Origin of the sequence: Saccharopolyspora sp. ASAGF58 (assembly GCF_012277335.1) — a bacterium.
GTDB classification, from domain to species: Bacteria; Actinomycetota; Actinomycetes; order Mycobacteriales; family Pseudonocardiaceae; genus Saccharopolyspora; species Saccharopolyspora hattusasensis.
This window is the reverse complement of the sequence record NZ_CP040605.1, coordinates 6,833,389-6,858,519: the sequence shown is the minus strand read 5'-3', so window position 1 is coordinate 6,858,519 and position 25,131 is coordinate 6,833,389. Positions and strand designations below refer to the sequence as shown.

The 25,131-nt window shown below is 68.9% G+C and carries 24 protein-coding genes and 1 pseudogene; 15 read left to right on the top strand and 10 right to left on the bottom strand.

Annotated elements, in window-relative coordinates:
- Window positions 1–94: 94 nt before the first annotated feature.
- Window positions 95–769, bottom strand: a complete 675-nt coding sequence (locus FDZ84_RS32255; RefSeq protein WP_168588930.1) for a GntR family transcriptional regulator — start codon at window positions 767–769, stop codon at window positions 95–97.
- 107 nt (window positions 770–876) lie between these two features.
- Between FDZ84_RS32255 and FDZ84_RS41205 the strand changes: the two are divergent.
- From FDZ84_RS41205 to FDZ84_RS32235, 4 genes and pseudogenes are all read left to right on the top strand, one after another.
- Window positions 877–945, top strand: a pseudogene (locus FDZ84_RS41205) (serine dehydratase beta chain); the annotation flags it as partial.
- 172 nt (window positions 946–1,117) lie between these two features.
- Window positions 1,118–1,966 (top strand): formyltetrahydrofolate deformylase, encoded by an 849-nt coding sequence (gene purU, locus FDZ84_RS32245; RefSeq protein WP_168588929.1) that lies wholly within the window; start codon window positions 1,118–1,120, stop codon window positions 1,964–1,966.
- A gap of 380 nt (window positions 1,967–2,346) precedes the next feature.
- The gene (locus FDZ84_RS32240) at window positions 2,347–4,182 is read left to right on the top strand and encodes a glycoside hydrolase family 15 protein (RefSeq protein WP_168588928.1); all 1,836 of its coding nucleotides are present in this window, start codon (window positions 2,347–2,349) and stop codon (window positions 4,180–4,182) included.
- On the top strand, window positions 4,179–4,661 hold the full coding sequence (locus FDZ84_RS32235; RefSeq protein ID WP_168588927.1) for a hypothetical protein: 483 nt from the start codon (window positions 4,179–4,181) through the stop codon (window positions 4,659–4,661). The genes FDZ84_RS32240 and FDZ84_RS32235 overlap by 4 nt, the downstream gene beginning before the upstream one ends.
- A gap of 323 nt (window positions 4,662–4,984) precedes the next feature.
- Here the strand turns inward: FDZ84_RS32235 and FDZ84_RS32230 are convergent, their stop codons facing one another.
- Both FDZ84_RS32230 and FDZ84_RS32225 read right to left on the bottom strand, forming a co-directional pair.
- Entirely contained in the window at window positions 4,985–5,239 is a 255-nt protein-coding gene (locus FDZ84_RS32230) for an alpha/beta fold hydrolase (protein WP_246869263.1), read from the bottom strand.
- A 361-nt stretch (window positions 5,240–5,600) separates the two neighbouring features.
- Window positions 5,601–6,269, bottom strand: a complete 669-nt coding sequence (locus FDZ84_RS32225; RefSeq protein WP_246868582.1) for a TetR/AcrR family transcriptional regulator — start codon at window positions 6,267–6,269, stop codon at window positions 5,601–5,603.
- 132 nt (window positions 6,270–6,401) lie between these two features.
- On the opposite strand from FDZ84_RS32225, the gene FDZ84_RS32220 reads away from it, so the two are divergent.
- On the top strand, window positions 6,402–7,613 hold the full coding sequence (locus tag FDZ84_RS32220) for a cytochrome P450 (protein ID WP_168588925.1): 1,212 nt from the start codon (window positions 6,402–6,404) through the stop codon (window positions 7,611–7,613).
- 140 nt (window positions 7,614–7,753) lie between these two features.
- On the opposite strand, the gene FDZ84_RS32215 is transcribed toward FDZ84_RS32220, so the two are convergent.
- The 6 genes from FDZ84_RS32215 to FDZ84_RS32190 form a co-directional block, all read right to left on the bottom strand.
- Complete coding sequence (locus tag FDZ84_RS32215) at window positions 7,754–8,296, bottom strand: esterase-like activity of phytase family protein (RefSeq protein WP_168588924.1); 543 nt, start codon at window positions 8,294–8,296, stop codon at window positions 7,754–7,756.
- A 158-nt stretch (window positions 8,297–8,454) separates the two neighbouring features.
- Entirely contained in the window at window positions 8,455–10,041 is a 1,587-nt protein-coding gene (locus FDZ84_RS32210) for a DNA polymerase ligase N-terminal domain-containing protein (RefSeq protein ID WP_168588923.1), read from the bottom strand.
- 45 nt (window positions 10,042–10,086) lie between these two features.
- Window positions 10,087–10,956, bottom strand: coding sequence for a pyrroloquinoline quinone biosynthesis protein PqqB (pqqB, locus tag FDZ84_RS32205; RefSeq protein ID WP_168588922.1), 870 nt, complete (start codon window positions 10,954–10,956; stop codon window positions 10,087–10,089).
- Window positions 10,956–12,320: a pyrroloquinoline quinone biosynthesis protein PqqE gene (gene pqqE / locus FDZ84_RS32200; protein ID WP_168588921.1), complete on the bottom strand. Its 1,365-nt coding sequence runs from the start codon at window positions 12,318–12,320 to the stop codon at window positions 10,956–10,958. The genes pqqB and pqqE overlap by 1 nt, the downstream gene beginning before the upstream one ends.
- The gene (gene pqqC / locus FDZ84_RS32195) at window positions 12,311–13,006 is read right to left on the bottom strand and encodes a pyrroloquinoline-quinone synthase PqqC (RefSeq protein ID WP_168588920.1); all 696 of its coding nucleotides are present in this window, start codon (window positions 13,004–13,006) and stop codon (window positions 12,311–12,313) included. Before pqqC ends, pqqE begins: the two co-directional genes overlap by 10 nt.
- A gap of 257 nt (window positions 13,007–13,263) precedes the next feature.
- Window positions 13,264–14,151: a TrmH family RNA methyltransferase gene (locus FDZ84_RS32190; protein ID WP_246868581.1), complete on the bottom strand. Its 888-nt coding sequence runs from the start codon at window positions 14,149–14,151 to the stop codon at window positions 13,264–13,266.
- Window positions 14,152–14,330: 179 nt separating this feature from the next.
- Here FDZ84_RS32190 and FDZ84_RS32185 point away from each other — a divergent pair, with 179 nt between their 5' ends.
- Window positions 14,331–15,077, top strand: a complete 747-nt coding sequence (locus FDZ84_RS32185; RefSeq protein WP_168588919.1) for a lipoate--protein ligase family protein — start codon at window positions 14,331–14,333, stop codon at window positions 15,075–15,077.
- A gap of 6 nt (window positions 15,078–15,083) precedes the next feature.
- Here the strand turns inward: FDZ84_RS32185 and FDZ84_RS32180 are convergent, their stop codons facing one another.
- Window positions 15,084–15,335 (bottom strand): hypothetical protein, encoded by a 252-nt coding sequence (locus tag FDZ84_RS32180; protein WP_210435257.1) that lies wholly within the window; start codon window positions 15,333–15,335, stop codon window positions 15,084–15,086.
- Window positions 15,336–15,526: 191 nt separating this feature from the next.
- Between FDZ84_RS32180 and FDZ84_RS32175 the strand changes: the two genes are divergently transcribed.
- The 9 genes from FDZ84_RS32175 to FDZ84_RS32135 all read left to right on the top strand — a co-directional run bounded on the left by FDZ84_RS32175 (window position 15,527) and on the right by FDZ84_RS32135 (window position 25,129).
- Window positions 15,527–16,792, top strand: coding sequence for an ATP-grasp domain-containing protein (locus tag FDZ84_RS32175; RefSeq protein WP_168588918.1), 1,266 nt, complete (start codon window positions 15,527–15,529; stop codon window positions 16,790–16,792).
- Window positions 16,789–17,589 carry a Rossmann-like domain-containing protein gene (locus tag FDZ84_RS32170; protein WP_168588917.1) on the top strand — a complete coding sequence of 267 codons (801 nt, stop codon included), beginning with the start codon at window positions 16,789–16,791 and terminating at the stop codon, window positions 17,587–17,589. Before FDZ84_RS32175 ends, FDZ84_RS32170 begins: the two co-directional genes overlap by 4 nt.
- Complete coding sequence (locus tag FDZ84_RS32165; protein WP_168588916.1) at window positions 17,589–18,644, top strand: PLP-dependent cysteine synthase family protein; 1,056 nt, start codon at window positions 17,589–17,591, stop codon at window positions 18,642–18,644. Before FDZ84_RS32170 ends, FDZ84_RS32165 begins: the two co-directional genes overlap by 1 nt.
- Complete coding sequence (locus FDZ84_RS32160) at window positions 18,641–19,660, top strand: dipeptide epimerase (protein ID WP_168588915.1); 1,020 nt, start codon at window positions 18,641–18,643, stop codon at window positions 19,658–19,660. The genes FDZ84_RS32165 and FDZ84_RS32160 overlap by 4 nt, the downstream gene beginning before the upstream one ends.
- On the top strand, window positions 19,657–20,946 hold the full coding sequence (locus tag FDZ84_RS32155; protein ID WP_168588914.1) for an MFS transporter: 1,290 nt from the start codon (window positions 19,657–19,659) through the stop codon (window positions 20,944–20,946). The genes FDZ84_RS32160 and FDZ84_RS32155 overlap by 4 nt, the downstream gene beginning before the upstream one ends.
- The gene (locus FDZ84_RS32150) at window positions 20,913–21,746 is read left to right on the top strand and encodes a bifunctional 2-polyprenyl-6-hydroxyphenol methylase/3-demethylubiquinol 3-O-methyltransferase UbiG (protein WP_246868580.1); all 834 of its coding nucleotides are present in this window, start codon (window positions 20,913–20,915) and stop codon (window positions 21,744–21,746) included. Before FDZ84_RS32155 ends, FDZ84_RS32150 begins: the two co-directional genes overlap by 34 nt.
- A gap of 97 nt (window positions 21,747–21,843) precedes the next feature.
- Window positions 21,844–23,400 carry an ABC transporter substrate-binding protein gene (locus FDZ84_RS32145; protein ID WP_168588913.1) on the top strand — a complete coding sequence of 519 codons (1,557 nt, stop codon included), beginning with the start codon at window positions 21,844–21,846 and terminating at the stop codon, window positions 23,398–23,400.
- A complete protein-coding gene (locus FDZ84_RS32140; RefSeq protein ID WP_246868579.1) occupies window positions 23,397–24,338 on the top strand; it encodes an ABC transporter permease in 942 nt (313 codons plus the stop codon). Before FDZ84_RS32145 ends, FDZ84_RS32140 begins: the two co-directional genes overlap by 4 nt.
- Window positions 24,335–25,129 (top strand): ABC transporter permease, encoded by a 795-nt coding sequence (locus tag FDZ84_RS32135; RefSeq protein WP_210435256.1) that lies wholly within the window; start codon window positions 24,335–24,337, stop codon window positions 25,127–25,129. The genes FDZ84_RS32140 and FDZ84_RS32135 overlap by 4 nt, the downstream gene beginning before the upstream one ends.
- The last annotated feature ends 2 nt before the right edge of the window (window positions 25,130–25,131 follow it).

Sequence of the window (25,131 nt, the reverse complement as noted above, 5' to 3'; positions counted from 1 at the left end):
CCGCCTGCGGGCCCAGCCCCCGAGGACGAAAGACCGATGTCATGCGCATGAACAGTCTCGAAACCTTCCTGCAAGAACTCGCGATGCGGACCGGTCAGATGATCGCCCGTATTGCCTTCTCGAATCCGGTGACGTGGTCTCGGGCGATCTTCTCGGCCCTCCGGCTCTCGCCATCGGCGACCGCTCGCAGCAGGCCCACGTGTTCCTCGATGTGCCGGTCGAAATGCGTGATGCGTTCCAGGAACACGCAGAAGATCCGGGTGGCGAGGTTGTTGTAGCGAACCAGCGTGTCTTCCAGGTGGGGGTTGCCTGTTGCGCGGTAGATCGAGCGGTGCACCCGCAGGTCCCACTGCATCAGCTCGTGTCGCGACATGATCAGCACATCGTTGTCCTGGATGGTGTCGGCGAGCTCGACCAGCTTCTCGCGCACGGCCTTACCGGCGTTCTCGGCGGCCCGGCGGGCGGCCAGCGGTTCGAGCTGCACGCGGATTTCGGAGATGTAGGCGAGGTCGGTGATGTCCACGCCGGTCGCGAAGGTGCCGCGACGCGGGTACGAGATCACCAGACGATCCACCTCGAGACGCTTGAGGGCCTCGCGGACGGGGGTGCGTCCAATGCCGAGCGACTCGCTCAGCGCCAAGTCGTCGATCGGCGCCATCGGCGGGATGTCCAGCATGATCAGCTGGTGCTGGATCGCGGCGTAGGCGCGGTCGGCCAGCGAGGTGGTCGGCGATTCGAGTTCCTGTCGGGCAGTGGTCACGGGCATCATCTTAGGGCCTGAAATCCAGGGGAACATGCACCGGCACTTCTTTAGAGCAGACGTTCCATGAGATTGATATATTAGTTCAATATTTGAAGGAGGGTTAGGGAACGCTGATGACCATCTCCGTGTTCGACCTGTTCAAGGTCGGGATCGGACCCTCGAGTTCGCACATGGTCGGCCCGAGCGACGAGCTGCTTGCGCTGACGAGGGAGACCGTGCTTCGCATCAGCGACATCATGCTCGCCAAGACGATCAAGACCATGCGCGAAACCGGCGCGGGCATGAAGGACAAGTACCAGGAGACCGCCCGCGGCGGGCCGGCTCTCAACATCGTGGAGTGCTGAGGAGATCTGCGTGAGTCACACCTGCACCCTCACCCTGAGCTGCCCCAACCGGACAGGCATCGTGCGCGCGGTGAGCGGATACCTGTTCGAACACGGATGCGACATCGGTGAGCACCAGCAGTTCGACGACGCCGTACGTGACCGGCTGTTCATGCGCACCCAGGTCACGGCACCCGGCGGCACCGATCTGGAGGAGCTGTCGCGCGGATTCGCGACGGTGGCCGCTGAGTTCGAGATGACCTACGACTTCAACGCCAACCGGAACGCCCGGATCCTGGTGATGGCATCGAAGCTCGGCCACTGCCTGAACGACCTGATCTACCGGTGGCGGGCCGGAAGTCTCGGGGGTGACATCGTCGCAGTGGTGTCCAACCACCAGGACCTGCGCCCGATGGCCGAGGCCGCCGGCTTGCCGTTCGTGCACATTCCGGTCACCCCGGCGACGAAGGAGGCTGCCGAGGCGCGCCTGTTGCAGCTCGTGGATGAGTACGACGCCGAGCTGGTCGTGCTGGCGCGGTACATGCAGATCCTCTCGGACGAGACCAGCAAGGCTCTGTACGGCCGCGCAATCAACATCCACCACTCGTTCCTGCCCGGGTTCAAGGGCGCCAAGCCGTACCACCAGGCGTACCAGCGCGGCGTCAAACTCGTCGGTGCCACCGCACATTACGTCACCTCGGACCTGGACGAGGGGCCGATCATCGAGCAGGAAGTCATCCGGATCGACCACACCTACGACCCCCGTGCACTGCAAACTGTGGGTCGCGATGCCGAGGCGCTCGCGTTGTCCCGCGCGGTGCGCTGGCACTGCGAACGCCGGGTGCTGCTCAACGGCCACAGCACGGTCGTTTTCCCGTGACCACGGTGTCTATTGGGACTGCCCCGACGAACGCCTCGACCGAGTCGGGGCAGTCTGGTGCGTACCGGGTCGCGCTGCTGGCAGCGTTCAACAGGGCGATCCGTGATGCAGCCGCTGGGTTTTGCTCGCATCCAAAGTGGACTGGGCGAGGTCGCCTCCGGGTGACCCGACTTGACGCGCAGCCTGCTGCTCCGTGATTGGGGCAGAAAGGCCTTGGTTCGGCTCTGCTGTGCTGCGGCAGTCTGGCGAAATAAGGGTGCTGTGCAACGGCGTGACCAGCTTCGTCATCTGAAGGTCGGCTCGGGCCTGCGTCACCTGAACGATCTTGGTGGCCGGTGGTGTGGCTGAGGGGATCTCCTGGTAGCGGCTCGGAGGATACGATGATCGGTTCCGATCTCGGGAACGGCCCACGGGTCGCTGCGCCTCGCTGGGAGGGGTACGCGCCGCTGCGGGAGTACGCGGCATTGGGCGATGGTCGCACCGTTGCCCTCCTCGCCCGGGACGGCTCGGTCGACTGGCTGACGATGCCGGACCTGGACTCGCCTACGGTCTTCGGCGCAGTGCTCGACGCTCGTCGGGGAGGCTGTTTCGCCCTGCAACCGGAGCTGCCCTACCAGGTGAGCCGCCGGTATCTCCCGAGCACGAACGTCGTGGAGACGACGTTTACCACGGCCGCGGGCGCGGTCCGGGTGACCGACGCTTTGACACTGCCCGGAGGGGCGTTGACGCCCACCCGGGAACTGGTCCGCAAGGTCGAAGGACTGTCCGGGGCAGTACCCATGCGCTGGAGCGTGCAGCCCCGTTTCGGCTACGGCGCCGCAAGCCCATGTATCAGCCGGCGAGCAGGCTTGCCGGTGGCGTCGGCAGGTACAGACGCGCTGGCCGTGTGCACCTGGGGTGCGGGCGAGCCGCTGTGCGCCGGTGACGAGATCGAAGGCGCCTTCGAGATCCGGCTGGGTTCACGGGCGGATCTCGCGCTGAGCTTCGCGCACGAGGAGCCGCTGGTGGTGCCCGCACGCGCGGAGTGCGCGGCGCGGCTGGAGGAGACCGGCCACCGTTGGCGGGCCTGGCTTCGGGATCGCGCCTGCGCCGGGCGATGGCAGAAAGCCGTGACGCGCAGTGCGTTGGCGCTGAAACTGCTGGTGTACGCCCCGTCGGGCGCGGTGGCCGCCGCTGCGACCTCGTCGCTTCCAGAGGAGATCGGCGGCGAACGCAACTGGGATTACCGGTTCTCCTGGCTGCGGGATTCCGTCTTCACACTGGACGCCCTTCTCACACTCGGGTGCCCCAGCGAGGCGCAGGCCTACTTCTGGTGGCTGATGCATGCCACTCAGTTCAACGAGCCGCGCCTGCGCCCGCTGTACCGGCTCGACGGAGGGGTCGGAGCATCCGAGCGGGTGCTCGCATTGGAGGGGTACCGCGGGTCGGCGCCGGTGCGGGTGGGCAATGCGGCAGCCGAGCAGCTGCAGCTGGACACCTACGGCGAACTTCTGCAGACGGCCTGGCTGTATGCGACGGCCAGCGGCCAGCTCGATCCCGACATCGCTCGGCGGTTGGCAAGGGTGGCCGATTTCGTGTGCGCGAGCTGGCGGCAACCGGACGAGGGGATCTGGGAAGTCCGCAGTCCGCCCCAACATTTCACCCAGTCGAAGATGATGTGCTGGATCGCTCTCGACCGCGCGCTGCGCCTGGCCGAACGCGGGCTGCTCTCCCGTCGGCACGCACCCGCGTGGCGACGGGAGCAGGCCGTGATCGAGGATTTCATCGAAACGCGCTGTCTGAGCGAGAACCTGAACAGCTACGTGCGCAGCGCCGACGCCGAGGAGGTAGACGTCAGCGTCTTGCTCGGCCTGCTGCGCGGCTACGCGAGTCCGCAGCATCCTCGGATGCATGGCACGATCGAGGCCATCCGCCGTGACCTGGCGCACGGGCCGTTCGTGTACCGCTACGGCGGTGACGATGGTCTGCAAGGGACTGAGGGGGCGTTTGTGGCCTGCTCGTTCTGGCTGGCTGAGGCCCTGGCTCGCTGCGGCCACCTCGGGGAGGCCGCAGAGCTGATGGACCAACTGGTCGGACTGGCCAACGACGTGGGCCTCTACAGCGAGGAAATCGACCCGAACACGGGGGAGTTCCTGGGAAACATGCCGCAGGGCCTGACCCATCTGGCGTTGATCAGCGCGGCTTGTGCGATCACCGAGCAGGGGATGACGCGGTGACGATCTGGGGAGCGCTCGCTGGCGGGTTCATCGGCACCTTGGTGCTGACCACGGCATTGCGTGCGGCGAATGAGCTCAAACTGACCCGCATCGACATCCCTTTCCTGCTCGGCACCTGCGTAACGGTCAACCGCTCCCGAGCGAAAGCCCTCGGCTACCTGGCGCACTTCGTGTTCGGGGAGCTGTTCGCCTTGGGCTACTACGGGCTGTTCGTCGCCCTGGGGACCAGCAGTTGGTGGTTGGGGGCGCTGTTCGGTCTGGTCCACGGCATGTTCGCTGGCACCGCACTGGTGAACCTCCTGCTGCCGGTGGTGCACCCGCGGATGGGAACCAACCTGACCAGCGCTCCCCAGAGCGCGCTGCTCGAACCGCCGGGTTTCCTCTTGCTCAACTACGGAGTGGTGACACCGATCGTCAGTCTTCTGGGGCATGTCCTCTACGGTGCCCTCGTCGGTGGATTCATCTCCTACACCAGCTGACCGGCGATGCGGACAAGGCAGCGGGCACTGGTGCACCCGTCTTTGAGGCGCTGGTACAGGGCTGTTAGCGGCGAGTGGGCACCCGCGTGATCGGACAAACGTAGCGCGCGCAGACCCCTTGCTTTAGCTGTGGGGTGAGCGCGTCGAATCTGCTGTTGACGTGCTCAGCGGTTACCTTGCCAACAGTAGGTTTCTCGTCCGGCGCGTACTTCGTGCGGCCCGGCGAAACGGCCGAGCAGTCCAAGCGATCCGAAGCGGACGCCAAGAAGTCGTCTGATCGCAGCATCGAGCGGGATGCCCGACCACCGGGCGAGAACTAGCGCTCAGCCGAGCCGGGAAAGCCGGGGGCGGACGGCTTCGGCGAATGCGTCCGGCGACTCGATCGACGGCAGGTGCCCGGCACCGGGCAGCGTCACGAGCTCGCTTCCTGACAGCGCGCCCGCGAGTTCGCGCGCGTTCTCCGGCGGCGTCAGGGTGTCCTCCTCGCCGACGACCACCAGCGCCGGGCCGGTATTAGGACCGGAGGGTTTCGACACCCTCGGGGCGTCCCGCCATCGCCGGCTGCGCCCAGGCGACAGGCCGGGCGCCGTCGCGGACGCTCGCGGCCGGACTTTCCGCTACCGACCCCACGCGCCGCCGCGGCGAAGGTCGCCACCTGGCCGTGAGTGATTTTGGGTGCCATAGCACCGAAAAACGCTCACGGGCCTTGGGCCTGCACCGCGCACACCGAACCATCCGATGTGGACACCGCTCGACCGGCTGCCCGCATCCGGTGCACCACTCGCGGATATTCCGAGCACGCGGACGTCAACGCGGCCCGCAACATTCTCGCCGCTGGACGGAAAGAAGCCGACGTGCTTCAAGCGGTGACAGCCTGTGGAGACCTCCAACCGTTGGGCGGGTCTGCGAACCAGGAATCTCAGTGATGGGGGAGACTGACTAGCGTTGCTGGTTGGAATCCGGCGGCTTTAGCCGTCCGGAGGACGTCACGAGGCGGAGAGCATCGGCGAGGCGTTCGCGATGTTCGCTGAAGGTTTCCGGGGAAATTCCCTCGGTGGCAATGGAAACGAGGTGGTCGGTCGCCGCGCGCAGCGCCGCGCTCGTGGCGGCGGCCTGCATGCGGACTTCGAGCGCGTCGGACGGCATGCCCATGCGCTCGGCGAGTACGTCGGCGAAGGCGGACTCGTCGCGCTCCCGCAGCACGAGGTAGGCGGCGCGCAGCGTGGGCTCGTCGTGCGTCATGCGGACCACGGCGAGCACCGCCTCGACGTCGGAGTCGGAGGAGTCGAGCACGGGCGTGTAGGCCGCGCGCAGGTGCTCGGCCAGCTCCAGTTCGGGCGGCCAGGTGCGCAGGACCTCCTGGAACGCGTCGATCGTCTTCGTCAGCAGCGGTTCGACGCAGCTTTCCTTGCTGCGGAAGTAACGCCACAGCGTGCGCTCGGACACCCCGGCGGCCCTTGCGATCTGCTCGCCTGATGTCGCGGCCACGCCCTGCTCGCGGAACAGCCTTACTGCGTGGCGGGAGATGTCGAGCCGTTGCTGTTGGCGTTGCTGGTCGCTCACCGGTGGGCGCCCGCGGCGGATCCTGCGGTCGTGTCGCTCAACCAAGGACACCTCCACCGGCAGATCGAGGGTTGCGCGTTGGCACACCCTAACCGACTCAACATTATTGGCAGTGACTGCCAATAATCGGTAGGGTTAGGAGTGGTCCACGGCTGCGAGACACCACAGGAGGAAGCCATGAGCGCTGCCGCCGAGCGCCTGCAGTTGCCCTTCGAGAGGCCGAACGTGCTTGATCTCGCACCGCTGTACGAGGTGCTGCGCCGAGAAGCGCCGGTCACGCCGGTCACCGCCCCGGCCGGTGACCCCGCCTGGCTGGTCACGCGCTTCGACGAGGTCCGCGAGCTGCTCAGCGACAAGCGACTCGGGCGGTCGCACCCCGAGCCGGAGCGGGCATCGCGCATCACGACCGCCGCGGTGCAGGACGGTCCCACGGGCAACTACGAGACCGAAGAAGCCGACCACGCGCGGATGCGCCGACTGCTGACCCCGGCGTTCTCGGCCAAGCGGATGCGGATGCTTTCCGGTCACATGCAAGACCTGGTCGACGACTACATCGACCAGCTGGTCGCCGAGCACGACGCCGCGCCCGACGGGATCGTCGACCTGCACGCCGGGCTGGCCTTCCCGCTGCCGGTCGCGGTCATCTGCCAGCTGCTGGGAGTGCCCGAGAGCGACCGCGAGCACTTCCGGTCACTATCCGATCGCATGGCCAGCTACGCCAGCGGGGACGACGCCCACCAGGCGCGGGCCGAGTTCGGCAAGTACATGGCACGGTTGGCGGAGGGCAAACGCGCCGAGCCGGGCGAGGACATCATCTCCGACATCGTGCGCGCCCAGAGCGCCGACGAGCGGTTCGACTACGACGAGATGGTCCGCCTGTGCGTCGGACTGCTCTTTGCCGGGCACGAGACCACGGTCAACCGCATCGGACTGGGCACCCTGTTACTGCTCACCCGCCCCGATCAGTGGCAGTCGTTGACCGCCGACCCCACCGGCCGGGTCAACGCCACCATCGAGGAGATCATGCGCCTAGGAGCACCGGGCGACCTCGGCCTGCTGCGCTACGCCCACACCGACCTCGACGTCGCAGGCACCACCATCCACCGCGGCGATGCCGTCATCCTGTCCATCAACGCCGCCAACCGGGACCAGGCCGCCTACTCGAACGCCGAGACCTTCGACCCCGACCGCGAGGAACGCGCCCACCTCGGGTTCGGGCACGGCTCGCACTTCTGTATCGGCGCCAGCCTCGCCCGCACCGAACTCCGGATCGTCTTCGCCACCCTCGCCCAGCGCCTCCCTGGCCTACGCCTGGCCAAGGACCTCGACGAGCTGGAGGTGCGCACCACCATCACCGGCGGCGTCACTGAACTGCCCGTGACCTGGTAGTCGCACACCACCGAGGAGGCGGACCGATGAAGGTCGGCTGATCAACCGCGTCCGGCGGCCGTTCTTCGCGAACTTGGCGGTCACAGCGACGTCCTCGAAACGAACCGAAGACGCGGGTTCCAGCGCTCGACGCCCGCCGGTCAGCGGACGGCGATGGCGATCAGCTGGGTCTGCTGGTTGGGCGAGAAGTTGTTGTCGCTGACCACCAGGAGCACCCGTTCCCCGGTGGGCAGGAGCGGTCCCCAGCTGATGCCCTCGACGTTGTCGGTGTAGGGCACGCCGATCTCGTCCAGGTCGACCAGCAGCTTCTTCTGCACGGCGCCGCGCCAGATGTCGATCGCCGGATAGGTGGTGCCGTCCGGGCGGCGGAACAACGACGCCCCGGTGAACGTCACGTCCTCGACGCCGCGCTCGGTCACCGAGACGTCGGCCCGGTAGTAGCGGGCCGGTGCGTGGTCGGACCAGTCGTCGCTGACGAAGATGAAGTCGCCGCTTCGGCGGTCGTAGTCCACCGAGGACAGACCGCCGACCGGGGTGCCGTCCACCCGCAGGTCGTGCGGCACCACGTAGGTCCCCAGCAGTCGGGAAGAGGCGGATTCCTGCGCCGCGGCCGGGAACGCGGCCGGGGCGAGGAACAGCAGGGCGGCAGCGGCGAGCACTGCCGATCGGGTTCGGATTTGCATGATCAACAGCCAACCGGTACCCGGTCGGCCGCGCCAGCTCGATCACTCTTCCGAGGAGGCGGCCGCGTGCCCGTTGCTTCTGCCTGGTGAGCAGGACGTCGCAACCGGAGCGCAGAAAGCGAGCGCCTTGGAAGCCGCCGTGGCGGTTCGCCGACGGCTCAGACCGGTGGTAGCTGCTGCTCGACGTCGAGGAGGGCCGCGAAGGGGTCCCCGACCGTTGCGATCCGGTCCAGGACGGTGCGGATCGTCCACCGGTCGGGGGCCAGGTCCGGGTCGTCGAGCTCGTCCCACTCCAGCGGCACGGACACCGGGGCGCCCGGCCGCGGGCGGGCGCTGTAGGGGGCGACCAGGGTCTTGTTGATGACGTTCTGGGTGTAGTCCAGCCGCGCCAGGCCGCGGCGGTCGGTCTTCGTCCACGCCCAGCTGACCAGCTCGGGGACGGTGCCGCCGACGGCCTTGGACACCTTCTCGACCCAGGCCCGGGTTTCCGCGTAGGTGTAGCGCGGTTCGACCGGCACCCAGATCTGGATGCCGCGCTGCCCGGTCACCTTCGGGCGGGCCTCGACGCCGAGGTGCTCCATTGCGGTCCGGTGGAGGCGAGCGAGGACGAGCACTTCCTCGAACGTCGTCCTGCTGCCCGGGTCGATGTCGAACAGCGCCCAGGTCGGGTGGTGGACGTCGGATGCGCGCGAGGTCCACGCGTGCAGTTCCAGCGCCGCGTAGTTGGCCAGCCAGGCGAGGGCGGGGACGCTGTCCGGGATGAGGTACCACTGGGTGTCGTCCGGGTCGGCGTCCTCGTAGCGCCAGCGGCGGAGCCAGTCGGGGGCGTGGCTCGGGACTTCCTTGTGCCAGAAACCGGGTTCGTCCACCCCGTTCGGGAAGCGGTGCGAGTTCAGCGGTCGGTCGGCGAGGTAGGGCAGCATCACTGGGGCGATCAGCGCGTGGTAGCGGATCAGGTCGCGCTTGGTCACCGGCGCCTCGTCGTCGCGGGCCGGGAACAGCACCTTGTCGAGGTTGGTCAGCGCGAGGTTCCGCCCGGCCAGCCGCCATCGGCCCTTGCTGCCGAGCTCGTCGAGCGCCGCCAGCTCCTCGCCGGTGGGCGGATCCCAGTGCGCCTTCGCGCGGGACTTGTTGGCACCCAAGGGAATTTCGGCTTCCGACGGCGGTAGATCGCTGCGCCACATCGCTTCCGGCGCGGCGGCGACCTCCTCGTTGGTGCGGCCGCTCTTCACCGACCGCGGATGATCCTCCGGATTCCAGCCCGGCTCGGCGTGTTCGTCCTTCTTGTGCAGCAGCAGCCACTGCTTCTCGCCGCGCCGCACCAGCACGAACCGGCCCACCAGCTTGTCGCCATGCAGGTCGAAGTGCAGCGTCCCGGCCTCGATCGCGGCGGCCGGATCGTCCTCCACAGCTTCCCAGGTGCCGCGGTCCCACACGATGACGTCGCCGCCGCCGTACTCGCCGGCCGGGATGGTGCCCTCGAAATCGGCGTACTCCAGGGGGTGGTCCTCGACCTGAACCGCCATGCGCCGCGCCGACGGGTCCAGCGTCGGGCCCTTGGGCACGGCCCAGCTCAGGAGGACGCCGTCGAACTCCAGCCGCAGGTCGTAGTGCCGGCGGCGGGCCCGGTGCCGCTGCACGACGAAGCGGTCGCCGGTCGCGCGCACCTCGCCGTCGCCGCTGGGTTCGGCGGTGCGGGTGAAGTCGCGCATCTCCCGGTACTTCGCCAGCCGCTCGTCGTTCACGTCTCCCAAATACCCGATATCAGGCGCGAACAAAAATCGGGGACGTCATTCCAGCACCAGCAGCTGGCGTTCGGCGGCGATCTCGGCACCGGCCGCGCGCACCTCGGCGAGCTCCGGCGCGTCGGGGTGCGCCAGCGGATTGGTGTTGTTCAGGTGGGTGAACAGGAACCGCGTCCTCGGGTGGCGGGCGATCTCCGGCAGGGCCGCCCGGATCGGCAGGTGCCCCATGCTGCTCGCGGGGCGGTCACTGCCGGAGGCATGCGTCAGCTCGTCCTCGGTGAAGAAGGTGCCGTCCAGGAGCACGACGTCGGCGCCGTCGATGACCTGCTCGAACGCGTCGTTCCAGGCGGGCAGGCACGGCGCGTACACCAGGCTTCGGCCGGAGCCGGTGAACCGGTAGGCCACGACCCAATCGGTTCCGCGCAGATCGCCCGCGTAGCGGGGGCGCTTGTCGCCGACGACGGCGATCTCGGCGGCGAGCCCGCCCGCCAGCACTTGGCGATCGGAGACGATCTCCGGCTGCACGGTGGTGTAGCTGCCGACGACCTCGGTGATCGGGAATGCCTGCTGAAGCGCCTGGTGGACGGCGGCGGTCGCGTAGATCGGCAGCCGGGAGGATTCCCGCAGGGTGAGCAGGCCGAGGGTGTGGTCCAGCTCGGCGCTGGTGAGCAGCACGCCTTCGACGGGGGTACGCCGGGTGCCCGGCGGTGGACGGAGTTCGGGGGTGGCCAGCAGCTGAGTTCGCAGGTCCGGCGACGCGTTCACCAGGTACCAGGAGTTTCCGTCGCCGCTGATCGCCAGGCAGTCCTGGCTGAGCTGCACGCCGAGTTCCGCGGCCCGGCAGCAGCTCTGACAGCTGCAGTTCCACTGCGGAAGGCCGCCGCCGGCTGCGGTGCCGAGGACGCGTACCCGCATCACATCCGCCTCGGAACTGCGGGCTGCGGTTGGAACTCGGTCCGGATCAGGTCGTGGTGTTCGGACAACGAGCAGGCCGGATCGGTGACGGCCGCGTCGCCCACGAGCTGGTAGGCCTGGCATCGGCAGCCGCCGAAGTCGACGTCCTTCAACGCGCAGCTGCGGCAGGGATCAGGCATCCACTCGGTGCCCCGGAAGCGGTTGAACGCCGCGGAATCGAACCAGACCGCCTCCAGCGTCGAGTCGCGCACCGAGGGAGCGTCCAGGCCGGGCAGCTGCCCGGCGGCCAGGCAGGGGAGCACGTCGCCGTTCGGGGCCACCGTCAGTTGCCGGCTGCCCCAGCCGTAGTTGCACGGTTTGGGGCGCGGGCTGAAGTAGTCCGCGGTCACGTACACGATCTCCAACCGGTCGCCGTAGCGCTCGCGGGCCAGCGCCGCGTCCGCGTCCCCGCGCTGCACCTGCTCCCGGCGGGGCATCAGGGCGGCGCGATTGCGCAAGGCCCAGCCGTAGAACTGGGTGTTGGCCAGCTCGACGCGTTCCGCCCCGAAATCCGCTGCGAGTTCGACGATGTCGAGCAGCCGCGCGATGTTCCCGCGGTGCAGGACCGCGTTGACGGTCATGGGCAAGCCGGTTTCGGCGATGCTGCGCGCGACGATCATCTTGCGGGCGTGCGCGCGACGTCCGGCGATGGCGTCGGCCGGCATCGCGGCCGAGTCCTGCACGGACAGCTGGATGTGGTCCAGGCCGGCCTCGGCGAGTTCGTGCAACCGCTTCGGCGGCAGGGAGAACCCACTGGTGACGAGGTTCGTGTAAATGCCGAGTCCGCGGGCCGCCGCGACGAGGGGAACGAGGTCCCGGCGCAGTGCCGGTTCGCCACCGGAGAGGTGCAGTTGCAGTACGCCGATCGACCGAGCCTGCTCGATGACGCGCAACCAGTCTTCGGTGTCGAGTTCGTCCTGGTAGTCGGCGAGGTTCAAGGGGTTCGAGCAGTACGTGCACTGCAACGGGCACCGATAGGTCAGCTCGGCAAGCAAGCCCAGGGGCAGTCCGGATCGCGGCTCCTCCTGTTGTGGACCGGATTCCGCCACCTCGGCCGGTTCCGCCCCCAGCATTCGGCGACGCGCCAGGTCCGCGAGCATTTCGAGCACGGATTCGGCGGTCACGCCCTGGTACGCGGCCGTTAGCTCGCTGACGATTTCGGTGACCGTGCGCTTGGTGTCGCACCTGCTCACGATGTCGGCTGCGGTGTCGTTGAGCAGCAACACACCTTCCGGGTACAGCAGGGCGTGCCTCGCGCGGACGCGGTCATGCACAAACCGGACACCGCGCCGCAGCCCGGGGCGGCCGTCGGCGGTCACGTCCATGACTGTCCCTTGTAGTCGATGGCGTCCAGCATCGCCCAAAGCACATCGCATTTGAACGCCAACGCCCGCACCGCGGCGTCCTGCTGCTCGCGCGTCTCGCAGTGGTCGAGCACGACCTGCAGCGTCAGGGTGCTGTCCGCGCGGGCGGCCGGGATCCGCCGCTCGAAGTAGGCCAGCCCGCCGGGTTCGATCCAGTGGTAGTGGCGCCGCCAGGCCGCCATCCGGTCGGACATGTGATCGGGCGAGAACATCTCGGTCAACGCCGCGGCCACACCCTCGATCCACGGCTTGCGCCGGCAAAAGTCCAGATACGCGTCAACGGCGAACCGAACGCCGGGCAGCACGTGGCGCTCGTCGAGGACCTCGGACCGCTGCAGGCCGACCGCTTCGGCGAGCACCAGCCAGTCGTGCAGGCCGCCGTCGGCGTCGCTGGATCCGTCCTGGAAGCCGATCCGCTCGACCCAGATCCGCCGCACCTCCGGAAGCGGGCAGTTCGCCGCGATGGCGGCGTTCTTCTGCGACAGGTGCCGTTGGTAGTACCACCGGTTGGCCACCCACAGCCGAACCTCCGGCTGGCTGCAGCGGCCGTCGTGCAAGCGCCGGTGGAACGGGTGGCGCGCCCAGTAACGCTTCGCCAACCGCTGCAAGGATTCCCGGAACTCGGTCTCGCCCAGCGGCTGGCTCACCGACTGCCGTCGTGCGCGTAAGCGGTGACCTCGGGACGGGTTTCGTATTGTTCGACCAGCGGTGGGGTCCAGCTCGGCGGAGCGGGGGCGGGAACGGATTCCGAAGGAGCGGCCATCACAAGACCTCCATTTAGCAAGAAGGACAAGCGAAATCGGACCGTACTAGTGCCGAACCACCGGAATCAAGATTCCGAACCGCGAACAACACGACCGCCGCAACCGGTACCGCCGATCAGCCGCGAATTTCGCCGCCCGGCTCAAGCAACGGGAAAACCGCGCTGCCGGGCAGCCTCGTAAAGCAGCACGGTTCCCGCTGAGGCCGCATTCAGCGAACTCGCGGCGCCCCCGATGGGAACCCGGACGACCTCGTCGCACATTTCCTGCCAGGTGGTGCTCATCCCGGTTGTCTCGTTGCCGATAACCAGCAGGACGGGCCGGGTGAGATCGCATTCGGTGATCTCGGAGGTGCCGTTCTCGTCGGTGCCGACGACCGCGATCGGCACCTCGCGCCGCCGGTGTTCGGTGACCCAGTCGAGGACGCTGCGCGGTGACGGCACCCGGACCGCAGGCACCGAGAACAGCGACCCAGTGCTCGCGCGCACCGACTTCGGGTCGTAGACGTCTGCGGCATGACCGCTCACGATCAGGCCGTCGGCGCCGAAGGCGTCCGCGGAGCGCACCAGGGTTCCGATGTTGCCCGGGCTGGTGGGCCGGTCGAAGACCACGCCCAGGAAGTCCTGCTCCACCGGCACCCGGTCGAGGTCGTCGGGCCGCAGCTCGGCGACGGCGATGAGTTCCGGTGGTTCGGATTCGCGCTCGCCGAGTTCCCGGAGCAGATCCGGGTGCACTTCAACGGTCTTGACGGCGCATTCATCGATCAGCCGGCTGGCCCAGGAGGAGAGCTTCCTGCCCGACGGGTACAAGAGATTGCGCAGTGGCCAACCGCGCTCCACCGCGAGCGTAATCGGTCGCACACCGTGGATCAGGAACTCGCCGGAACGCTGTCGCTTGGTGCGGTTCGACAGCAGTGCTTGCCACTGCTGGAAAAGTGCGTTGTGGGTGCTGACGCGAAGACTTTGGCCGGAACGCGCGCCTGCACTGCCCTTGCCGCGGATTTTCCCCGGATCACGTCTTGCGCCTGACACCGTGCAAGGCTAACAGGCACTGCGGAAGACGACTTCGCGGCGCGCGGCCGGCTTGGTGCTGGCCGACGGCGGACAGCTCGGCGCCGACAACGTGGTGTGGACCGCCGGGTTCAAGGCTCCAGAGCTCGCCCGGGCTTCGGCCGGTGAGCTGGCGATCTTCCGGCCAGTAGAATCGGCCCGTGGAGCTCTTTCGCGGTGCGCTCGGGGTTGGCGCGGATCAGGCGCTGGAGGTCGCGGTAGCGCATGCGATGTTGCGCCGCGTCAGCCGAGGCGAGTCGGGTCCTGCGTTGCGGGTGTACCGGCCGGGCGCCCGGGTCGTCGCCTTCGGACGGCGGGACACGCTGCTGCCCGGCTTTCCCGGCGCGGTCCGCGCCGTTCGGGACGCCGGGTTCACGCCGGTCCTGCGCGCCCCGGGCGGACGTGCGGTGGCCTACACCGAGCGGTCGCTGGTGGTCGATCACGTCGGAACCGACCCCGGTTACCTGGCGGGCATGGACGAGCGGTTCGAGGGCTACGCCGAGCTGTGGGCCGGGGTGCTGCGCAACCACGGCGTCGGCGCGCGGGTCGGTGCGGTGCCGGGGGAGTACTGCCCGGGCGCGCACAGCGTGAACGCGAGGGGCCGCGTGAAGCTGGTCGGCACGGCGCAGCGGATGGTGCGGGGCGCATGGCTGTTCAGCGCGGTGGCGATCTTCGACGACGCCGAAGTGCTGCGCCCGCTGCTGACCGACGTCTACCGGCACCTGGATCTGCCCTTCGACGACGACTCGGTGGGCTCGGTGGCCGCGGAGTCGCCCGGCGTATCACTCGACGACTTCGAAGCAGAGGTCGTCGCGGCCTACGACGAACGATTCGGCTTGGTCCCGACGCGGTTGGCCGACGACCTGCTGGCCAAGGCCGGCGAGCTGACCGACGACCACCGCATCTAAAGGCGTTCAGGCGGCGGTCACCTCGGGTGTGCAGGCCGCCGGTTCCGGCTCGGGCCGGGAGCGCTTGCGCGGCACCACCATGCCGATGACCGCGAAGAGGATCACGAAGGTGGCGCCGACGATGGAAACCGCATGGAGACCGCTGGTGAACGCCTCTCGTGCCGGGGCGAGCACGATCGCCTGGTCGGCCAGCCGCCCCGCCGCGCTCATCGCGCCGGCCATCCCGTCTCGGGCCTCGACCGCGATGCCAGAGGGCACTTCCGCCGGAATCGCGACGCCACAGTCCGAACACGTATTGGACGAGGGATTCGGCCACCCGACCAACCTCCCTGGTGACGGTCGGTTTCGTCGGTGGGCGCGGGTTATTCATCCGAGGGCGAGTTGCCGCACCAGAGTGAAAACGATTATCATCGCCGATCGTTGATCATAACCGCTCGGAGGGAGTTGGCGTGGGCCACCTGTTGTTGGTGGAAAGCTGGGTAGGTGCGATGAGCACGTTGCTGCCGCGGAGCATCAGAGAGGGCGGCCACCGATTCAGCTTCGTCACCCGCGACCTCCAGCACTACCTGCGTGCAAAACCCATGACCGGCCCGCATCCGTTGCTGAGCGCCGACAACCTGTTCACGGTCGAGACCAACGACGTCCAGCACTTGCTGCGCCACCTCGAGAGCCTGCAAGCAGTCCTCGGATTCGACGGGGTGCTGACGTCCTGCGACTACTACCTGGCTGCAGCAGCAAGGGCCGCCCAACGGCTGGGGCTGCCGGGGGCGCCGCCGGAAGCGATTGAGCGCGCATGCTCCAAGGACCTCACCCGCAAGGCCCTTCGTGAGGCCGGTGTGCCGGGCCCGGCGTTCGCCCTCGCCGAGACCGCCCGCGGACTCGAAGAAGCCGCCGAAGCGCTGGGATACCCCCTCGTGGTCAAACCGGTCGACCTGTGCGCGGGCATGTTCGTGCGCAAAGTGGACGGACCGGCGCAGCTGCGCGAGGCACACGCCGCCCTACAGGGCTTCCCGGTGAACGCCCGCGGGCAACAGCGGAATCCGGTCGTGCTGCTGGAGGAGCTGCTCACCGGTCCGGAGGTGAGCGTCGAGACGGTCACGTTCCGGGGTGAAACGACGGTCGTCGGTGTGACGGACAAGAGCGTCGCCGGTGAGCCGTGGTTCGTCGAGACCGGGCACATGTTCCCGGCCGCGCTCGATCCCGACACCGAGGAAGCAGTGGCGGGAACGGCAGTCGCCGCCATCGAAGCGCTCGGGCTGGACAACGTCGTCGGACACACCGAGATCAAGATCACACCAGCGGGGCCCCGGGTCGTCGAGGTGAACCCGCGCCCGGCGGGAAACCAGATCACCGAGCTCATCCGGCGGGTGACCGGCATCGACCTGGCGGCCGTCTACGCCCAGCTCGCGTTGGGGGAGAAGCCCGATCTGCACCGCGTCGACACCGGTGCGGGAAGTGCGGCGATCTCGTTCCTGCTCCCGCCCAGGGAGGGAACCATCACCGAGATCGGCGGGCTCGACGCGCTGGCAGCCGATCCCGCGGTGGTGGACTGGGTCGTCAAGGAGGCCGGGCACCGGACGGGCGCAGCTATCAGCAACAACAACTACCTCGGGCATGTGATGGTCACCAGCGGGAGCCGGGGCGAGGCGCGGCGTCACGCCGATTCGTTCGTCGCCGGTCTGGACGTGCGCTACGCCGCGGAGGCCGGCGAGTGACGCCGCATTCGGTAGAGGAACTGACCGCAGAGGTCCTCAGCGGACGATTCGGAACCGCAGGGGTAGAGGTCAGCGTCGGGTTCCTGACGCAACAGGGCGTGCGGCACGCGGCGAGGGAACGCTCGTACCGCAACCACGTGCTGAGCCTGCGGGTCGAGGACGCGGTGGGGTCGTGCGCGGTGGAACCGGGCGAGATATCCGACGAAGCCGTCCTCGACTACGTCGGGATGCCGATCCGGGAGCTCTTGCGGAGCCCGTTACTGCCGGTGCGCACCGCCGCGCTCGACGCCTACCTGCAGTGGGTGCGCCCGCATCGCAGCCATGCAGAGGAAGTCGTCATCGGCCGGGGGAACTCGCTCCAGAAGTCGTTGCACCGCGCCAAATCGGTGGTGGACCTGCTGCCAGTCGGGCCAGGTCGGCGGGTGCTGGTCATCGGCGTCGTGAACTCGCTGCTGCAGCACCTCCGCGAGCGCGGGAACAGCTACGTCGCGTGTGACTACAAGGGCGGCGAAACCGAGTGGGGCGAGCCGGTCACCACCGATGCCGTCGCGGCCCTCGGCGACTGCGCCGCCGTGCTGGCTTCGGGCATGGTCGTCGGCAACGGCACTTTCCAACCGCTGCTCGACCACGCGAGGGCCACGGGCAAGCCGCTGGTCATGTTCGCGCAGTCCGCGAGCGGCATCTTGCCGTGCTTCCTGGGCGACGGGGTCACCGCTGTCTCGGCGGAGCCCTATCCGTTCTTCTGGCTCGACGGCGGCCCCAGCACGATCTATCGCTACCGCCAGGAGGCGTGCTGATGTGGGGTAATCCGGATCTGCTCGGCCTGCTCCGGGACACGCCGCTGGCGCGGGTGAGCGCCGCGCTGCCGCAACCGCAGCCGGGCTTCTGGGCGAAGCTCGAGTGCCTGAGCGCGGGCGGGATGAAGGCCCGTGCGGCGGTGTCGATGCTCACCGGGGCCTGCCGCCGCGGCGAGCTGCGGCCGGGAGCGGCCGTGGTGGAGTCGACCAGCGGGACGCTCGGCGTCGGCCTGGCCTTCGCCGGGCAGGCGCTGGGACATCCGGTGGTGCTGGTCGTGGACGAGGAGCTGGAGCCGACCATGCGGGCCCTGCTCAAGGCGCACGGCGCGCGCCTCGAAGTGGTCGACAGGCCGCACCCCGTCGGCGGATGGCAGCAGGCCCGGCTGGATCGGGTGCAGCAGATCCGCCGCGAGCTGCCGGAGTCGTTCTGGCCGGACCAGTACAACAACCCGGACAACCCGGCGGGTTACGAGGCGATGGGCGAGGAGATCGCCCGGCAGATCGACCAGGTGGACGTGCTGGTGTGCAGCGTTGGCACCGGCGGGCACAGCGCGGGCACGGTCCGCGCGATCCGGCGCCGCTGGCCGCGGGTGCGGCTGATCGGGGTGGACACCGTCGGCTCGACGATCTTCGGTCAGCCCGCCCGGCCGCGCTTGATGCGCGGACTGGGCAGCAGTATCCACCCGCGCAATGTCGCATATGGACAGTTCGACGAGGTGCACTGGGTCGGCCCTGGCGAGGCGGTGCAGGCCTGTCGCACGCTCGCCAGGCAGGCCTTCATCACCGGCGGCTGGAGCACCGGGGCGGTGGCGCTGGTTTCGGCTTGGGCGGCGCGGGTCGAGCCGGGCGCGAACGTGGTGACGGTGTTCCCCGACGGTCCGCACCGCTACCTGAGCACGATCTTCGACGACGACTACTGCCGCGCGCGTGGCCTGCTGAACCGGCCGACGGCAAACCGGCCGGTGGAGATCGCGCACCCCGCGGTGGAGGCGACGGGGTGGACGAGGTGCCGGATCGTCTCGGATCCGTTGCTGGCGATGGAGGTTCCCGCATGAAGCTGCGGTGGGTGGTGCGCAGCCTCGCGCTGCGTGAGCCGTTCCGCATCTCCCGATCGGTGATGTCCGAGCGAGATGCGGTCACGGTGGAGGTCGAGCACGACGGCGTCATCGGCCACGGCGAGGTCGTCACCAGCGAGTACTACGGGCTGACGGTCGAACGCATCGAGACGGAGCTGGCCGCCGCCCGCGAAGTGCTGGCAGGCGTGGATGATCCGGACCAGATCCAGCCGCTGGACTGCGCGCCTGGCGTGTCGGCCGCGCTGGACTCGGCGCTGCACGACCTTGTCGCCAGGCTTCGCGGCGTGCCGGTCTTCGAAGTGCTGGGTGAGGCCCGCTGGCAACCGACGCCGACGGCCTACACGATCGGCATCATGCCGACGGAGTCCGCCGCGCGGACCGCGTGCGAGCTCACCGCCCGGGGCTTCACCGTGCTCAAGGTCAAGCTCGGCGCGGGGGAGCAGCGGCGGGAACTCGCCCGTCTGGCGGCGATCCGCGAGGCCGCCCCCGACACCCGCCTGCTGCTGGACCCGAACGGAGCGTGGGAACCCGAGCAGGCGGTGCGAATGCTCAAGGCCGTCGAGGAGTTCGGGATCGAAGCGGTCGAGCAACCGATCAAGCCGGGCACGCCGGACGTGCTCGCGGAGGTGGCCGCTCGGTCGCCGGTGCCGGTCATCGCGGACGAGGACGCCGCCACCGTCGATGATGTGCGCGTCCTGGGGCCGCGGGTGCACGGCGTCAACGTGAAACTGCCGAAGTGCGGCGGAATCCGGGCCGCGCGGGAAATCATCGACCTCGCCCGGAGTAACGGCGTGGACATCATGCTCGGGTGCCTGGTGGCGAGTTCGCTCGGTATCGCTCCGGCGGTGCACCTAACCGGGTTCGCCCGCTGGGTCGACCTGGACGGGCACCTGTTGTTGGCGCACGACCCGTGGACCGGGATCGGCGGTGCCGACGGGGTGCTGCGGCTCGCCGGCGATCTCGGGCTGGGAGTGCGTCCAGCGGAGTTGTCGTGAGGACCTGGCGGCTGATCCGGAGCTTCCCGCCGGCCGTGCAGGTGCTGCTGGTCAACCAACTCGGCGTCAACACCGGCTTCTACCTGCTGATCCCGTACCTGGCCGGGTACCTGGGCCACGACCTGGGCATGTCGGCGTTGCTGGTCGGGGTGGTGCTCGGCGTGCGCAACCTCAGCCAGCAGGGGCTGTTCCTGCTCGGCGGTTCGGCAGCGGACCGGTTGGGCGCGCGGGGCGTCATAGTCGCCGGGTGCGCGTTGCGCGCGGTGGGTTTCGGCGTGTTCGCGTTCGGCACGTCGTTGCCGGTGTTGTTGCTGGCATCTGTGCTGAGCGGGTTGGCCGGGGCGCTTTTCAACCCGGCCGTGCGCGCCTATCTCACGCAGGAGGCGGGTGACCGGCGTGCCGAGGCGTTTTCGCTGTTCAACATCTTCGCGAGCACCGGGGCCTTGTTGGGGCCGTTGCTGGGGAGCGCGTTGCTGGTGGCCGGGTTCCGGCTGTCGGCAGTGGCCGCCGCGGTGGTCTTCGCGCTGCTGACCGTCGCGCAGGTCGCGGTGCTGCCGATTCGCCGCGTCGAGCCCCCCACGACCTCGGTGCTGACCGACTGGCGCGGGGTCCTCACCGATCGCCGGTTCCTGGCCTTCACCGGGGCGCTCACCGGCATGTTCGCCCTGCAGAACCAGCTCTATCTGGTGTTGCCGATGCAGGCCGAGCGGCTCACCGGCTGGTCCGGTGCCGTGGCGGTGATCTTCCTGGTCTCCACGGCGGCGACCCTGGCGTTGCAGGTGCGGATCACCGAACTGTTCCAGCGCCGGTGGGGCCGCGGCACATCCATCGCCGTCGGCTTGGGGCTGATGGGCGCGGGTTTCGTCGCCACCGCGGTGGCCGCAGCCGTCGTCCCCGCAACGCCTGCGGCGGGCGTCGGCGAGATCTCCGCCCGACTTGCCCCTGTGCTGGTCACGGCGTTGTTGCTGGCGTTCGGCGTGATGCTCGCGCAGCCCTTCGTCTACGAGCTGATCCCGTCGTTCGGGCGGCCGGAGCTGTCCGGCACCTACTTCGGCGTCTTCTACCTGGTTTCCGGGGTGACTGCCGCAGCTGGCAATGCGCTGATCGGCTGGCTGACTGACCTCTCCGGCGACGAGTGGACGTGGTTGCCCTCGACACTGTGCGTCCTAATCGGACTGTGCTCGGCGCTGGCCGTGCTGGCGCTGGATCGGCGCGGTGGTATCGGGCCAGTCCGGAGAACGGGAGAATCCCTTTGCACCCCAACATCGTCAGCGCCAACTTCCTGACCGACAACCCAGTCATCTACGAGCAGCGCTTCCCGGACCCCGGACACCTCGCGGCGCGGTTCGTCGACGACCTCGTGCACCGCTTCGGAAACGGGCGAGACCTGCTGGACGTGGGCTGCGGCACCGGCCGCGACGCCCGCTACTGGAGCGCGCACGGCTACCGGGTCACGGGCCTGGACTCCTCGCCGCAGATGGTGGAGCACGCGCAGGCGCACTGCCCGGGGGCGGATTTCGTGGTGGCCGACATGCGGTCGTTCGAGACCGCGAGGCTTTTGGGCGGTCATGGCAACCCGAAGGACCCACGGCCCCGGTTCGACGTCATCACCTGCTTGGACAGCGCGTTCCTGTACTGCCACTCCAACGACGACATCGATGCCTTCCTGCGGCGATGTCACCAGCACCTGCGGCCGGGTGGGCTGCTGATCGCGGAGATGCGCAACGGCGCGTTCTTCCTGGGCAACACCGAACTGCTCGACGAGGTCCGGGAACAGGTGGTCGTCTGGGACGGGGTGGAGTACCGGTCGCGCACGCGCCTGTGGATCGACCACGAGGACCAGCTCCTGCGGCGGGAACGCCGCTGGGACTGGCCGGGACGCGTCGAGCCGTTGACCCAGCATTCGGCCTGGCGGCTGCTGTTCCCCCAAGAACTAAGGTACTTCGCGGTTCGGCACGGGTTCGCGGTGGTCGCGATGTTCGACGAGCCCGGCCCGCGCGCCGAAACCCCGTGGCGGCGCGACGCCGAGCTGTCCACCCGGCTCAGCGGCGATCGGCTGCACGTGGTGCTGCGGCGCAACGAGTGAGGCGCGCCTCAGCGCAGTCCCTTGGCGACTTAAATGAAAACCAATATCGTTATCAAAAATTCTCGGCGTGGGCCGACATCGAATGGAGAAACGCAGCATGCACGAATCCGGACCTGCTCGCGGCCTGAGCCGACGCGGCTTCCTGGGCCTGACGGCGGCGGGTTCCGTAGCGGTGCTCGTCGGCTGCGCCGGCCGAGCCGGAGTCGCAGCGGTCGGCCCACCGCGTCCCGGTGGCCGGTTGCGTGCGGCGTTCTCCGGCGGTGGCGCGGCAGAGGTGCTCGACCCGCACGAAACCGACCTCTACATCGAGATCGCCCGCGCCAAGGCGCTCTACGAGAAGCTCGCCGACTACGGCTCGGACATGTCCCCGCAGCCCCGGCTGGCGGAGCGCTGGGAGGCCAGCCAGGACCTGCTCGCCTGGCGGATCACGTTACGGCAGGCGGCTTTTCACGATGGCCGACCGGTGCGCGCCAGTGACGTGCTGGCCAGCTACGCGCGGATCGTGGAGCCGAGCAGCAGCCGCAGGGCGAAGGCCAGTCTTGCGGTGATCGACCTGCCGGGCAGCCGCGCGATCGACGACCGCACCGTCGAGTTCCGCCTCAAGCGGCCGTACGCGGAGTTCCCCAACGCGCTCGCCACCCTGGGCGCCTACATCATCCCGGAGGGCACGACTGACTTCGACCGGCCGGTCGGCTCCGGCCCGTTCCGGTTCGTCTCCTTCGCGCCCGGCCGCAACTTCGTGGCGGCCCGCAACCCCGACTACTGGGAGGGAACACCGCACCTGGACGAGCTGGAGATCGTCGTGACCAACGACGAGGCGGCCCGGGTCAACGCGCTGCTGGGAGGCCAGGTCGAGTACGCCCACGACCTGACCCCGACCAGCGCCCGCACGCACGAGAACACCGGCCGGGTGCGGGTGCACCGGCTGCCGCTGAGCAACTTCCACGGCCTGGTCATGAAGACCGACCGGCCGCCGTTCGACCGACCCGAGCTGCGCCAGGCGATGTTCCACCTGGTGAACCGGGACGAGCTGGTCAGGTCCGTGCTGCAGGGCTCCGGGCAACTCTGCAACGACGTTTATGGCAAGGGCTACCGGTACTACGCCGACGCGCTGCCGCAGCGCACCCAGGACCTCGACAGGGCCCGTGCCCTGATCAAGCAGGCGGGCGCCGAGGGCCTGACGATCGACCTCGACACCTCCGACACCTCGACCGGGCTGAAGGAGGCGGCGCTGGCCATCAGCGACCAGGCCAGGCAGGCCGGGCTGAACCTAAACGTGCGGCTGGGCAACAAGGACACCTACTGGTCCGACATCGCCAAGAACGGGGTGATGGCCAGTTACCGGTCCGGCGCGATGCCGCTGGAGTCGCACATCTCGCAGCGGTTGCTGACGACGTCGACAACGAACAACACCAAGTGGCAGCGCCCGGAATTCGACGCGCTCTACCAGGAAGCGCAGTCCACAGCGGACGATGCCCGGCGGGAGCAGCTGTACTTCCAGATGCAGGACCAGCTCCACCGCGAGGGTGGCTTCCTGTGGTGGGGCGTCTCCGACTGGATCGTGGCGTCGGCGCCGAACGTCGGCGGCATCGACGACCGGGCCCCGGCCAACACCCTGGACTGGGCCCGCTACGACAAGGTGTGGCTGGCGTGACCGGGTACGTCCTCCGGCGGGTGCTGTTGGGCGTGGCGCAGGTCCTCCTGGTGATGGCGGCGGTGTTCTTCCTGACCGAGGCCCTGCCAGGCGATGCGGCCGTGACGATCGCCGGTGACAACCCGGACCCCGCGATCATCGAGTTGCTGCGGGAACAGCTCGGTCTCGACGAGCCCGCGTGGCAGCGCCTCGTCGGGTGGTTGCTCGGCGCGCTGCACGGCGATTTCGGCCATTCGCTGGTCGGTCCCCGGGCTGTGGTCGACATCATCGGCTCGGCGATGGGCCCGACCCTGCTGCTGGCCGGGTTGACCCTCGCGCTGCTGGTACCGCTGTCGGTGGTGTTGGGCATGCTCGGTGCGCACCGCGAAGGAGGGCGGATCGACCGCCTGATCACCAGCGGTACCCTCGGCCTGTACTCGGCTCCGGAGTTCGCGATGGGCGTGCTGGTGGTGACCGTGTTCGCCGTGCAATTGGGCTGGTTTCCGCCCACCGCGGTCGGATCCGCCGGGTTGCTGGCCAACCCCGCGGTGCTGGTCCTTCCGGTCTTCGTGCTGCTGCTGCGCCCGATCTGCTCGCTGAGCAGGTTGGTGCGGGCCGGCATGATCGACGCGCAGCGAGCCGAGTACGTGCGCCACGTCCGCAGGCTCGGACTTGCGCCGGCCCGCGTCCGCTTCGCGCACGCGCTGCCCAACGCCATCGCACCGGCGGTGCAGCAGCTGGCCCGGACCACGGACTGGTTGATCGGCGGCGTGATCGTGATCGAGGCGATCTTCGTCGTCCCCGGTCTGGGAACCACCCTGGTCGAGGCGGTCTCGGCGCGGGATCTGCCGGTTGTCCAGGGCTTGGCGGTGGTGCTCGGCGGAACCACGGTGCTGGTCAACCTGGCGGCGGACATCGCGGCCCGCGCGCTGGCCCCGGCATCGGAGGTGGGCCGGTGACCAGGTACGCGCTGCCCGCCGTGCTCGTGGGCGTGCCAATCCTGCTGGCGCTGTTCGGGCCGTTGTTCGCTTCCGGGGACACGGCCAAGGACGTGGCCTTCGCGTTCGGCGGCGGGCACTGGTTCGGCACCGACTTCGTCGGCCGGGACGTGTGGAACGAGGTGTTGCTGGGCGGACGATCCCTGGTGCTGACCGCCGCGACGGCTACGGCCTGCACCTACCTGCTGGCGGTTCCGCTTGGACTGGCGGCGGGCATGACGAAGAGCCGTGTCCTGGACGAAGTGCTAATGCGGCCGCTGGACCTCGTGCTGGCGATCCCGTCGATGCTGATGCTGTTGCTGCTCGCGTCGATCGCACCCGATGCCACCTGGGTGCTGATCGGTATCGTCACGCTGATCAACCTGCCGGACGTGGTGCGGATCAGCCGCGCGTCGGCGCTGTCGCTGGCCAGCCGCCCCGCCGTCGAGGCGATGCGCCTGCAGGGCGAGAGCAGGCTGCGCATCGGCCTGGGTTACGTGGCCCGCGCGATGTGCCGGACGCTGGCCGCGGACCTGGGCACCCGCTTCACCGGCGCGATCTATCTGGTCGCTTCGGCGAGCTTCCTCGGCGTCGGGATCTCGCCCGGGGCCAGTGACTGGGCGGCGATGGTCGACCGCAACCGGACCGGCCTGTTCATCCAGCCGTGGGCGGTGGCGCTGCCCGCACTGCTGATCGTGCTGCTGTCGGTGGGCGTGAACCTGGCCTTCGACCGGTGGCTGCGCGATCGATCGACCGCTCTGGAGGCACGTTGACC

Coding starts and splice junctions, on each gene's coding strand:
- FDZ84_RS32215 (WP_168588924.1), bottom strand. CDS start 8,296: ATGCAAATCCGAACCCGATCGGCAGTGCTCGCCGCTGCCGCCCTGCTG.
- FDZ84_RS32145 (WP_168588913.1), top strand. CDS start 21,844: ATGCACGAATCCGGACCTGCTCGCGGCCTGAGCCGACGCGGCTTCCTG.
- FDZ84_RS32255 (WP_168588930.1), bottom strand. CDS start 769: ATGATGCCCGTGACCACTGCCCGACAGGAACTCGAATCGCCGACCACC.
- FDZ84_RS32240 (WP_168588928.1), top strand. CDS start 2,347: ATGATCGGTTCCGATCTCGGGAACGGCCCACGGGTCGCTGCGCCTCGC.
- pqqE (WP_168588921.1), bottom strand. CDS start 12,320: ATGGACGTGACCGCCGACGGCCGCCCCGGGCTGCGGCGCGGTGTCCGG.
- FDZ84_RS32220 (WP_168588925.1), top strand. CDS start 6,402: ATGAGCGCTGCCGCCGAGCGCCTGCAGTTGCCCTTCGAGAGGCCGAAC.
- FDZ84_RS32160 (WP_168588915.1), top strand. CDS start 18,641: ATGAAGCTGCGGTGGGTGGTGCGCAGCCTCGCGCTGCGTGAGCCGTTC.
- pqqB (WP_168588922.1), bottom strand. CDS start 10,956: ATGCGGGTACGCGTCCTCGGCACCGCAGCCGGCGGCGGCCTTCCGCAG.
- FDZ84_RS32165 (WP_168588916.1), top strand. CDS start 17,589: ATGTGGGGTAATCCGGATCTGCTCGGCCTGCTCCGGGACACGCCGCTG.